Raw genomic sequence first — 12,232 nt, 5'->3', positions numbered from 1 at the left:
TCTGCATTCTCACCAACCGTTCCCGGTGAATTCAAACCTTCAGTGATTCGGAACAGGTTGAACAAAAAATTGCCCCAAATGGGCCATCCAATGGATGAGTCACTTCATGTCGTCACCACAACCCATGTCAATGCTAAGACGCATCTTGCGTCACTTGCCTTTTTCCCAGCAAATTGACTTGTCAGATTTGCCGATGGATTTTGACGCCCAAGCTTATTTGGCCATCAATCAAGATCTGTCAAGTGCAAACATCAATCCGTATCAGCATTACCTTCAACAAGGCCGGCAAGAAGGCCGACAATACAAAACGACTGGGGCAGTGGGTACCGGACTTCACGTCTCCAGTTTGCCCAATGATTTTGACCCGGAAGAGTACCGAAGTCTTCATCCAGATCTCAGAGAGTTCGACGGAGACCTCTCATCCCACTATCTGCACCACGGTATCCCCGAGTTCAGACGCTACAAAGAAAATGTCAAACCCGTCATTCCCAGGTCGGAACGCTACGCAAAGCTACCAGCAGATTTTGACCCGGATATCTATCTCGAGCTGAACCCGGATGTCGTCAATCCACAAATCATCCCGCATGACCATTATGTCGACCTCGGACGCCATGAAGGACGCCAATACAAGTATGCGAATGTCATAGCAAGCATTGGGAGAGCTTCCGATCCAGCAAAACCAACAATTTTGTTGGTGAGTCACGAGGCCACGCGCACAGGCGCACCTGTATTAACCTGGAACATTCTTCGGAACCTCAATGGTTCCTACAATACAGTACTGCTCTTGCTGGGCCAAGGCGGACTGCTCGCAAACTTCCAGTTCGAAGCCAATGAAACCTATCTGATACCCGGCGCAAAGCACAATCAAAAGACAGCCCAGTTTGTTGTTGATGAATTGGCTCAAAGGCACCCTATTCAGTTCGCAATTCTTAACAGCATAGAGACCGGTGCACTCTGCCGCCCTCTCACTCTGGCAGGCATTCCAAGCACCCTGCTCATCCATGAGTTTGCGGCCAACACCATGCCTCGAGAAAAGTTTCTCGAAAGCCAGGCATGGGCTTCTGTCGCGGTATTTTCCACCCGGCTGACAAAAGATGACGCGGTGCAATGCTTTCCGGGCGGTGTGTTCGAAGATGCCCTCGTGCTTCCACAAGGTCGCTGCCAAATCCCACAGACAATTGACCTCCCCACGGGCCTCAGCTTTCATGCAGGTGAGGAAACAGCAGGTGCGCTCGAAATGCCGCTGGGTGGACGAAAATTGGTGGTTGGCATCGGCAGTGTCTGCCTGAGAAAAGGAGTCGATCTGTTTATCGAGGTCGCCTCCCAGATCAAGGCGCATGCTGGGGAAGGGGTTCTGGAATTCCTCTGGGTGGGCAGCGGCTATCCGGATTACGATCCCGAATACTCGGCCTTTCTTACCGATCATATGAAACGGGCCGGACTGACAGGCGATATCCGGATCGTCTCCGATACCGACGATCTGGAAAGCCTCTATGACCGCGCCTCATTGCTGTTGTTAACGTCGAGGCTAGACCCACTGCCCAACATCGCCATTGATGCCATCTGCAAGGGCCTGCCTTTGGTCTGCTTTGCCAAGGCCAGTGGCATTGCCGACATCCTCGAAGACAATCAGTTGAAAGCTGAATGCGTAGCAGACTATCTAAATACGTCAGACATGGCATCAAAAGCCATTCTACTGCTAGAGGAAACGACGCACATCCGTGTCCACAAGGAATTTCAATCGATTGGGGAACGCGCCTTTTCGATGGAGACCTATTGCAAGCAACTCATTGAATTGCAAGGTGATGCAAGGCACACCCTTGATCAAAGCACTGAGAATGTTGCGGCCTTGCTCGAATGCGGCCAGTTTGATGTCACCTATTATAGGGGAACCTCGTTCCCGGCCCGGCATTTCCGAAAGGTCGAGAGAGAGAGTTGCTGGGAATATGTCGTGCATACCCGAACAGCAACAGTGATCAGAAAACCCGTGGCGGGATTTAATCCGTTGGTCTATCGAGAGCGTATTGGCCTAAACCGGAATACCGACCCCTTGCTCCACCACATTCGGAATCCTGATATTTCTCGAGATGTGTTACCCGTCCTGCTCACCCCGACCGGCACCTCTGCAACAATAGAAACTCAGACCAAGTCTGTCGCCCTTCACATTCACGCCTATTACCCTGAACTTCTTGCCGACATTCTTGAGAGATTGAATAGAAACGAAACCACAATCTCGCTTTTTGTCACGGTCGACTCAATCGAAAAGCAAGCCGGTGTCGAGAAAATTCTGAGCGAGAAAGGATTTCCGCTTGCCACGGTTTCAATCCACTCCAATCGGGGACGAGACGTCTTTCCTTTTTTGGATATTTGCAAGTCCATCAAGGGCAGGTTTGACATCATTGGACACATCCATACAAAGAAAAGCCCACATGTCATGGATGGAAGCGATCTGGTTGCAAGATGGCGCGATCTCCTGCTTGGAAACTTGATTGGAAGCGATCATTGTGAAAACATGATGGATCGCATCATTTTCCACATGGATACCCATGCAAATATTCAGTTGGTATTTCCGGATGATCCCCACGTAATCAGCTGGGGGAAAAACTTGCGCTTTGCAGAAGTGCTGACCTCTGATCTGGAATTTTCTCAATTGCCCAAGTATTTTGAGTTTCCTGTCGGGACGATGTTCTGGGCAACCTCGGCCTACCTGGATGGATTTGTGAAGATGGGAATGCCTGACCGATTTTCTCCTAAGGAGCCGCTGCCCATCGACGGCACCATTTTGCATGCGTGGGAACGTCTGCTCGGTGCAAAGGTGGGAACCAGACCACCCGGGTATGCAATGACATTTGTGCCCGGACTGACCCGATGATCGTGACCGTCTTCGGAGGGTCCGGATTTATCGGATCCAGACTCATTGCCCGCCTCTTGGACAGCGGGCACACCCTGCGTGTCTTTGACCGTTCCTTCTCGATCGACCGGTACCCGGGTGTTGAAGGAAGGCTCAAGCATTACCCCGGAGATTTTTCGAACCAAACTGATTTTTCCGAGATCGTTGAAGGCAGTGATATTGTCTTTCACCTGATATCCACAACCCTGCCCAGCGGCTCGAACAACAATCCCGTCGCTGACATACAGGGCAATCTGGTTCCCACGATTCGCTTGCTTGAGAGCATGAAGCAGTGTGGCGTTTCTCGCTTGGTTTTCCCCTCATCTGGCGGAACTGTTTACGGTGAGGCTCAATACCTTCCCATCGATGAACGACACCCTACTCAACCAATCGTATCGTATGGGGCGACCAAACTGGCCATAGAGAAGTATCTGGCTATCTATCGCAATGCGTTTGACTTTCACCCCATCAGCCTCCGGATCTCAAATCCATACGGTCCAGGATTCCGACTCGGGTCCTCACAAGGTGCTGTAGGCGCTTTTTTACTCAAGGCAATGACCAAAAAGCCCATCGATATTTGGGGCACGGGCGAAATACGAAGAGACTATATATACATCGAAGATCTTATTGATGCAATGGAGGCATCCATGACCTTCAAAGGAAGTGAGATGGTATTCAATATCTCGACGGGTATAGGAACCTCCCTGCTTGAGTTAATCGATCTGATCCAGAAAGTTACTGGCGAGGAGATGAGCGTAAATCATTTCCACAACCGTTCTTTTGACGTACAAACCAATATCCTTGACCGCAGCCTTGCCTCCAGCCAGTTAGGCTGGCAACCCGCGACATCCCTTCTTCAAGGAGTTGAAATGACGTGGGCGTGGTTGCAGAAGAACTCAAACAGCGCCCTAGAAAAGACATAATCGCACCTGGCATTGCGATACCCCTTCAATTTCGGACATGCCTGGTAAAACCTTTCGAGGAAACCGGACCTGAACTAGACGTCAATCCAATCAAAGCTTGGATTCCCGGCTCCAACGTGTTCGGGTAATCAAATATATTGGCGAACGCAAAGCATTATCGAAATGTACCCGATGCCGAAAACCTTAAAGAGTGGCGCCAGCTTTGCACCACTTGCACTTCTTACCCTTGGAGTGGTCGCTTTTATCCTTAAAAGCTACCCCATGATGCGGCCAGGCTTCGATGTTTGGTGGCATCTGGGAATGATCGAAGCCCCCCAATTGGCGAACCCCGGTGCCTTTCCGACCAGCCGAATCCTGTGGCATCATTTTTGGCATCATGTTCTAGACGCATTGGCAATCGCAGATATTTTCGACCGGGCGTTGTTCATACACCGTTCTCAGTTGTTTGCCACTGTAGCGTTGGTCACGCTCTCTGCTTACCTCACGCTCAGATCTGTATTGCACAGGTTCGAACTCCCAAAAACCGATATTCTGCTTTCTGCCTTATTGGCTACCGTTGCCTGGTTTCTAATGAGTGGTACTGCGTCCACTGCGAGAGACGGCGGGCCTGATGCATTCTTCGTGCAGTCCTGGTCGGTATGGTACTCGCTTAACTACCAAATAAGTCTTCCATTTTACTTGGCGGGTACGGCATGCATTCTTTACGCAATTACTGCCGCTGACACCCGGTTCTGGAAAGTTACGGCCGCCGCAAACGGTGGCGCATTTATAGTGACTTGCACGCTTGCCCATGCAGCCGAGACCGCCTATTTTCTCGTATGCATCCTCTTGATGGGGCTCATTTTTATTCGGGGGAAATCTGCCATTCGATTTTTGACCATTTTGCTTCCGGCACTCATTTTTTCCGTTTGGGCATCTCTTCAACAATCGTATGTCAGGCCGGAAATAATTGATCTTGCTTTTTCTGGCGACTGGGCATCTCTTCATGAAAAGATTGACTATTTTGGTTCGATTCTGGTCAATGATAAATTGAATCGAATCGATACTGGCTGGACTGCCATGCACAGCCTTTGCTTCATATCATTGACAACAATATTTCTGTTTTCCGTGTTTCGGAAAACTGGGCCCTATCCAGCACCTAACCTAGATCGGCGTGCTCTGGTTTTTGTAACCGCAACGTCGCTCATGCCGCTGGCGCTTTTTTTCTCTCTGAGCGCCGGCCTGCTCGCCATGACGACCCATCTCTATATTGCCTGGCGGTTTTCCCTGGCCAGTTTTCTGTTCGTAGGATTATCTCTTCCTGTCTTGCTATATGTTCATCAATCGGGTATTCGCTCCGTGGCAATCAGGCAATGGACAATAGCGACGATGACACTGGCGTTAATATTTTCAGGTGTTGCACTCTCCTACCAAATAGACAGGCTTCAACCATCTTATCGGTATCTTTCTTCTCTCAAATCCAGTTTGGACGAAGAAAAGTCCTATTTCGGGCTGCGACCAAAGCAACAAGAAGAACTGTCTGCATTGGCCGAGAGCTTGCGACAGCACAATACCTCAGCGCCCTTGTGCACCGACATATTTACGGCTTACTACCTGTTTTTTGTTGAACGCTACCACCATGTAGCCTTGCCACAGGCACTTGAGTACCTTCCCGGCTATGAAGTTGACACAATGGGTTGCAACTTCGCTCCGACACGTACTTCGATCCAAGGCCTGCGCGAGCCCGTCCAACATTGAGTCCATACATTCAATGCCTTTGAAACTGGCCTCAACTTCAATAGTGGATAATCGAACGTTTGACCCAATCGCAGGCCCGTCCTAGCGCTTCTGACACATAGCACATGACTCAAAATCTAGAAAAAATTGCAGTGATTGGACTTGGTTACGTTGGTCTGCCACTTGCTGTTGAACTGGGCCTGCATAGAGATGTACTCGGTTTTGACATCAACCTTGGGCGCATCAAGGAACTTCAAGCTTGCAAAGACGGGACACTTGAGGTCACGCCCGAGCAGCTTTCAGCTGCAAGCAAACTGGAATTCACTGCAGACCTGGACCGGCTCAAAGAGTGTGCGATTTTCATCGTGACCGTGCCAACGCCGGTCGACAAGGCGAACCGCCCGGACATGACGCCCTTGATCAGAGCCAGTCAGACAGTTGGAGGAGCGCTCAAGCAAGGGGATCTCGTGATCTACGAGTCGACCGTCTACCCAGGGGCCACTGAAGAGGTGTGCGTTCCTGTGCTTGAGAAGGTCAGCGGACTCAAGTTCAACGTCGACTTCGTTTGCGGGTACAGCCCCGAGCGCATCAATCCCGGTGACAAAGTCAACACACTCACCACGATCCGAAAGATCACCAGCGGCAGCACACCTGAAGCCGCCGACAAGGTCGACGCGCTGTACAGCAGCATCATCAAGGCGGGCACCTGGAAGGCCAGCAGCCTGAAAGTGGCCGAAGCGGCGAAGGTCATTGAAAACAGCCAGCGGGACCTGAACATTGCGTTCGTCAACGAACTCTCCGTGATCTTTGAACGGATGGGCATAGACACGCTTGAGGTGCTGGAAGCGGCCGGGAGCAAGTGGAACTTTCTCCCCTTCCGCCCAGGCATGGTCGGAGGTCACTGCATTGGTGTGGACCCCTACTACCTCACCCACAAAGCGGAAGAAATGGGTTACCACCCACAGGTGATATTGGCAGGCCGCCGGATCAATGACGACATGGCGCGATACGCCGCGCGCAGCATCATCAAGCGCATGCTGCAAAACGGCATCGACGTCGCCCGCAGCACGGTCGGCATCATGGGAGTCACCTTCAAGGAGAACTGCCCCGACATCCGCAACAGCAAAGTCGCAGACCTGATCAAGGAGCTTCGGGCCTGGAACGTCACCGTGGTCGTGACCGATCCCTGGGCCAACTCAGCAGAAGTCGAACATGAGTACGGCATCAAACTCGCACAAATCGGCCCTGAAAATCCTGTGGACAGTTTGGTGGTCGCCGTGGGCCACACAGAGTTCAGAGAACTCCCCCCCGCAGCGCTCCTGGCTTGCTGCCACCAGACACATCGGCCCGTCATTGGTGACCTGAAAAGCCTTTACGATCGCCATGCGCTTGAAGCCACTGGCTTTACCGTCTTTCGTTTCTGACAACGCCCCTCCATCACATGAAAAATTTCGCCCTCATCGGCGCTGCCGGCTACATTGCACCGCGCCACATGCGTGCCATCAAAGACACCGGCAACCACCTCGCTGCAGCCTACGACACCAATGATTCGGTTGGCATCATCGACAGCATCTCTCCTCAAAGTGAGTTCTTTACCGAATTCGAGCGCTTCCAGGAACACGCACAGCAACTCAAAAGAACACCGGGTGGCGCGCTGGACTACGTAGCCATTTGCAGCCCCAACTACCTTCATCACCCCCACATCGCCGCAGGTCTTCGACTGGGCTGTGACGTGATTTGTGAGAAGCCGCTTGTTCCGACCCCGGAACTGCTGGACGAGCTGGCTCTGGTTGAAAGTGAAACCGGGAAAAGGGTCTTTAACATCCTGCAGCTGCGGCATCACGATGCCATCGTCAAACTGAGGGAGAAAGTCGCAGCAGCGCCGACCGACAAAAAGTTTGACGTCGAACTCACCTACATTACCTCCCGCGGCAAATGGTATCTGGAGAGCTGGAAAGGCGATGACCGCAAGTCATTTGGTATTGCCACCAACATCGGCGTGCACTTCTACGACATGCTGCACTTCATCTTTGGAAAACTGCAGCGCAATGTGGTGCATTACAGCGGTGTCACCAAAGCTGCCGGCTACCTGGAATATGAACGCGCGCGCGTTCGCTGGTTCCTGTCTATCGATGCCAACGATTTGCCCGACCAGGTGAAAGGTAAGAAACCCACCTACCGCAATATCGACATCAGCGGCGAGCAACTGGAATTCTCGGAAGGGTTCACCGACCTCCATACGACCAGCTACCAGGAAATTCTTGCGGGCCGAGGGTATGGCCTCGAAGATGCGCGCCACTGTATCGAAACCGTGAATGTGATTCGAACAGCCACGCCAGTGGTCACCACGGGCAGCGAAGTGCACCCCTTTGTCGCGGCCTTGCGATGAACTACAGCGTTCACTCCAGCGCCATTGTTGATGAGGGCGCCCAGATTGGAGAGGGCTCACGTGTCTGGCACTTCGTCCACATATGTGGTGGAGCAGTCATTGGCAGGGGCGTCTCTCTGGGTCAGAACGTTTTCGTTGGCAACAAGGTCGTGATTGGTGACCACTGCAAGATCCAGAACAACGTCAGCGTTTACGACAACGTGACGCTCGAAGAAGGCGTTTTCTGCGGCCCCAGCATGGTGTTCACCAACGTATACAACCCCCGATCGTTGATTGAACGCAAAAACGAGTACCGCGACACGCTGGTCAGGCGGGGCGCCACACTGGGCGCCAACTGCACCATCGTGTGCGGCGCCACCATTGGCGAGTTTGCTTTTGTTGGCGCTGGCGCCGTGGTCAACAAAGACGTGCCCGCCTACGCACTGATGGTGGGCGTGCCAGCCAGGCAGATCGGCTGGATGAGCGAGCACGGCGACCAGCTCGACCTTCCCACCAGCGGTGAGGCAGAAGCCATTTGCCAGCATTCCGGAGCCCGCTACACGCTGCGCGGCACCGTCGTCCAGAAAACACCCTCTCTCTGAAGCTATGGAATTCATCGACCTTAAGAGTCAATACCAACGACTCAAAGCAGACATTGATGCCGGCATACAGCGGGTGCTGGACCACGGCCAGTACATCCTCGGACCAGAAGTGCATGAGCTGGAGGAAAAGCTGGCCAGCTACACCGGCTCCAAGTACTGCATCACCGTAGCCAACGGCACCGACGCCCTCCAGATCGCCCAGATGGCACTCGGCATTGGCCCCGGAGATGAAGTCATCACGCCCGGCTTTACCTACATCGCCACGGCTGAAACCGTCGCACTGCTGGGCGCCAAACCTGTCTACGTTGATGTAAACCCCAAAACCTACAACCTTGACCCGTCGCTCTTGGAAGCCGCGATCACCCCAAAAACCAAAGCCATCATTCCGGTCAGTCTGTATGGCCAATGCGCCGACTTCGACGCCATCAACGCCATTGCCGCCAAACACGGCGTTCCCGTGATCGAAGACGCGGCCCAAAGCTTTGGCGCCTCCTACAAAGGTCGGAAAAGCTGCAATCTGAGCACCATCGCCTGCGCCAGCTTTTTCCCCAGCAAACCCTTGGGTTGTTATGGCGATGGCGGCGCCCTCTTCACCAACGATGATGAACTCGCAAAGGTCATGCGCCAAATTGCGCGCCACGGCCAGGACCGACGCTACCACCACATACGGGTTGGCGTAAACAGCCGGCTGGACACTTTGCAAGCAGCCATTTTGTTGCCCAAGCTTGCCGTGCTTGATGAAGAAATGCAGCAGCGCCAAACCGTCGCCGAACGCTATGGCCAGTTGCTGAAAGCAGCCAACATCAACGGCACACCCTTCGTCGAAACCCACAACATCAGCGCCTGGGCCCAATACACCGTTCGCGTACCTGAACGCGAACGCGTGCAAGAGGCGCTGAAACTCGCCGGCGTACCGACGGCGGTGCACTACCCCATACCGCTGAACAAACAACCGGCCGTAGCCGATGCCATGGCCCACCTTCCCGTGGGCGATCGCGTCGCAGCCGAGGTGATGAGTCTTCCAATGAGTCCTGGCCTTTCCAGGGCGGATCAGGCACTCGTCGTCGACGCGCTAAGCGCAACCCAATCACAGAGCACCACATGAAGATTGCAACCGTCTTGGGTGCACGCCCACAATTCATCAAAGCGGCGGCCGTTTCACGCGCTGTTCGCTCTGAATTTTCAGATCAAATCGAAGAGTTCATCGTTCACACTGGGCAGCACTTCGACGACAACATGTCTCAGGTGTTTTTTGATGAGCTGGAAATTCCAAGACCCAAGCACCACTTTGCGCTTTCTGGCGGCACCCATGGTCAGATGACCGGGAAGATGCTGGAAGCAATCGAATCTGTGCTTATCGAAGAAAAACCTGACTGGGTCCTCATCTATGGCGACACCAACTCAACGCTTGCCGGTGCACTTGCGGCGGCCAAGCTTCATATTCCTGTTGCTCACGTTGAAGCGGGCCTTCGCTCTTTCAACATGCGCATGCCCGAAGAGGTGAACCGCATCGTTGCCGACCGCCTGTCGACCTTGCTGTTTTGCCCAACCCGGACAGCGGTTGACAATCTGGCGGCTGAAGCACTGAAAAAGGGGGTACATGACGTTGGTGACGTTATGTACGATGTGGCGCTTCACTACCGCGACAAAGCACAAACAAAAAGCGGCGCGCTACAGCAGTTGGGTCTGGAACCCAAGAGATTTGCTCTCGCCACTGTGCACCGTGCAGAAAACACCGACGACGCCAACAGGCTTAATGCGATTCTCACCGCACTCGATCAAGTCGCATTGACGATGAAGGTGGTATTCCCGCTCCACCCAAGAACGCGAAAACTGATTCAAACCTACGGATTCGGCCATCTGCTGAATCGGCTTGTCGTCACAGATCCTCTGCCATTCCTCGATATGGTGGCACTGGAACAGAGCGCCTCTCTGATCCTCACAGATTCTGGCGGCGTTCAAAAGGAAGCCTTTTTCTATGGGGTGCCCTGCATCACCATGCGAGACGAAACGGAGTGGGTAGAAACGGTGCACTCGGGTTGGAACAAACTCACCGGTGCCGATATAGAGCGAATTGAAAGCGCATTTCAGGAGCATCTTCGAACGCCGCCACCCTTATTGACCAAAAAACCGTACGGCGAGGGTAATGCCGCCGAAAAGCTTCTAAGAATAATGTTGGAGAAGGAAAAAAATGAAAATAGCTAATGACATTGCTCTGAGCATCCAAAGATGGCCAGTATGGTTTCGTCTTGGGTTTTCGGATACAGCCTCAAAGTACCGAAGAAGCGTTCTGGGGCCGCTCTGGCTCACACTAGGACTAGCTATTACAGTTGCAGGACTAGGTACATTTTGGTCACTTATATGGAAAGTAGACCTATCTACCTTCTTTCCATATTTGACTGCCGGACTAATTGTATGGAACCTTTTGGTAGGAGCACTAATCGAAGGCAGCCATTGCTTTTCTCAACAGGCATCAGTAATTAGAGTCTCACCAATGCCTCTATTCTTATATCCTCTGAGATTATCAATGAAGCTATTGATAGCATTTTTGCACAATATATTGGTTTTTGTACTAGTAGCGATAGTATTTGATGTATCCATCAAATTTACTACCTTTCTTGTAATTCCTGCACTAATAGTGCTCTTCACATTTTCGACCAGCACATCACTTCTACTCGGCATACTTGGAGCTAGATACCGAGATTTCCCTCCAATTGTAGAATCTGTTGTCCCATTGATGTTCTTTTTGACTCCTGTGCTTTGGTTTAAAGAAGCACTTGGAAAACGAGGGATTGTTGCCGAACTGAATCCCCTCACACACTTAATCGCAATCGTTAGAGAACCAATGCTAGGCAAAATCCCGACATTTACAAACTATGCTGTAGCGGTGGGAGTAACCCTTGCAATACTAGGATTGGGATTAATAGCATTCTCAAAAACCCGAAACAAAATATCACTTTGGGTCTAAAATGGCATCAATAAAACTGACCCAAGTAAATCTAGAATTTCCGATATTCAACGCTCGCTCTAATTCCATCCGACAAAAACTTCTCAATATAGGAACGGGTGGACGTATAGGCTCAACATCAGGGCACAGGGTCGTAAGAGCTTTATCCGACATCACCATATCGATTGAGGATGGCGAGCGCATTGGTCTAATAGGCCACAACGGATCTGGAAAAAGTACACTGATGCGCCTAATTGGTGGAGTATACCACCCTACAAACGGAACATCTAACGTTGTTGGGCGTGTATCGACCATATTTGAGCTTGGAATCGGAGCAGACTCCGATCTATCAGGAATTGAGAATATTCTACGCGTTGGCGTAATGATGGGAATTCCCCATAAAAAGGTTAAATCGATGGTACCGGACATTGCTGAGTTTACTGAGCTTGGAGAGTTTCTGGAATTTCCAGTACGGACGTACTCAGCGGGAATGGCAATGCGACTATATTTCGCAATGGCACTATTCTCTGAACCAGAAATACTCCTCATTGATGAAGTATTTGGAGCCGGTGATGCCGCATTTCAGAATCGAGCGCTGGAACGACTAAAGAAGCAAATATTTGAATCCCATATCTTTCTATTTGCCTCTCATTCCGGCGATCTGATTCGTCAATTTTGCAGCAAGTGTATTGTAATGTCCCATGGAAAAATCGTCTACATAGGACAAACCGAAGAAGCACTTTCGGAATACGACAGAATCTCAAAGGAAGCGTAAGTTTAATAGCC

Annotated in this window: 10 protein-coding genes; all 10 read left to right on the top strand. The window is 51.7% G+C overall.

Features of this window, described 5'->3' with window-relative positions; translation table 11 throughout:
• The first annotated feature begins 106 nt into the window (after nucleotides 1-106).
• Entirely contained in the window at nucleotides 107-2,872 is a 2,766-nt protein-coding gene (locus LPB072_RS23090; protein ID WP_197508921.1) for a rhamnan synthesis F family protein, read from the top strand.
• Nucleotides 2,869-3,813: an NAD-dependent epimerase/dehydratase family protein gene (locus LPB072_RS07160; RefSeq protein WP_066093285.1), complete on the top strand. Its 945-nt coding sequence runs from the start codon at nucleotides 2,869-2,871 to the stop codon at nucleotides 3,811-3,813. The genes LPB072_RS23090 and LPB072_RS07160 overlap by 4 nt, the downstream gene beginning before the upstream one ends.
• A gap of 171 nt (nucleotides 3,814-3,984) precedes the next feature.
• Nucleotides 3,985-5,550: a hypothetical protein gene (locus LPB072_RS07155; RefSeq protein ID WP_157559247.1), complete on the top strand. Its 1,566-nt coding sequence runs from the start codon at nucleotides 3,985-3,987 to the stop codon at nucleotides 5,548-5,550.
• Between the two features lie 104 nt (nucleotides 5,551-5,654).
• Entirely contained in the window at nucleotides 5,655-6,953 is a 1,299-nt protein-coding gene (locus tag LPB072_RS07150; RefSeq protein WP_066093280.1) for a nucleotide sugar dehydrogenase, read from the top strand.
• Nucleotides 6,954-6,970: 17 nt separating this feature from the next.
• Nucleotides 6,971-7,918 (top strand): Gfo/Idh/MocA family oxidoreductase, encoded by a 948-nt coding sequence (locus LPB072_RS07145; protein WP_066093277.1) that lies wholly within the window; start codon nucleotides 6,971-6,973, stop codon nucleotides 7,916-7,918.
• Nucleotides 7,915-8,499 carry a UDP-2-acetamido-3-amino-2,3-dideoxy-D-glucuronate N-acetyltransferase gene (gene wbpD, locus LPB072_RS07140; protein ID WP_066093273.1) on the top strand — a complete coding sequence of 195 codons (585 nt, stop codon included), beginning with the start codon at nucleotides 7,915-7,917 and terminating at the stop codon, nucleotides 8,497-8,499. Before LPB072_RS07145 ends, wbpD begins: the two co-directional genes overlap by 4 nt.
• Before the next feature lie 4 nt (nucleotides 8,500-8,503).
• On the top strand, nucleotides 8,504-9,604 hold the full coding sequence (locus tag LPB072_RS07135; RefSeq protein WP_066093270.1) for a DegT/DnrJ/EryC1/StrS family aminotransferase: 1,101 nt from the start codon (nucleotides 8,504-8,506) through the stop codon (nucleotides 9,602-9,604).
• Nucleotides 9,601-10,704 (top strand): non-hydrolyzing UDP-N-acetylglucosamine 2-epimerase, encoded by a 1,104-nt coding sequence (gene wecB, locus LPB072_RS07130; protein ID WP_066093267.1) that lies wholly within the window; start codon nucleotides 9,601-9,603, stop codon nucleotides 10,702-10,704. The genes LPB072_RS07135 and wecB overlap by 4 nt, the downstream gene beginning before the upstream one ends.
• Nucleotides 10,691-11,467: an ABC transporter permease gene (locus LPB072_RS23085; RefSeq protein WP_082877049.1), complete on the top strand. Its 777-nt coding sequence runs from the start codon at nucleotides 10,691-10,693 to the stop codon at nucleotides 11,465-11,467. The genes wecB and LPB072_RS23085 overlap by 14 nt, the downstream gene beginning before the upstream one ends.
• A gap of 1 nt (nucleotide 11,468) precedes the next feature.
• Nucleotides 11,469-12,221: an ABC transporter ATP-binding protein gene (locus LPB072_RS07125; protein WP_066093264.1), complete on the top strand. Its 753-nt coding sequence runs from the start codon at nucleotides 11,469-11,471 to the stop codon at nucleotides 12,219-12,221.
• Nucleotides 12,222-12,232: the final 11 nt, after the last annotated feature.

This window comes from Hydrogenophaga crassostreae (assembly GCF_001761385.1).
In the GTDB taxonomy this organism is placed as follows: domain Bacteria; phylum Pseudomonadota; class Gammaproteobacteria; order Burkholderiales; family Burkholderiaceae_C; genus Hydrogenophaga; species Hydrogenophaga crassostreae.
The sequence above is the reverse complement of the archived record's forward strand: the minus strand, read 5'-3'. Positions and strand labels throughout refer to the sequence as shown.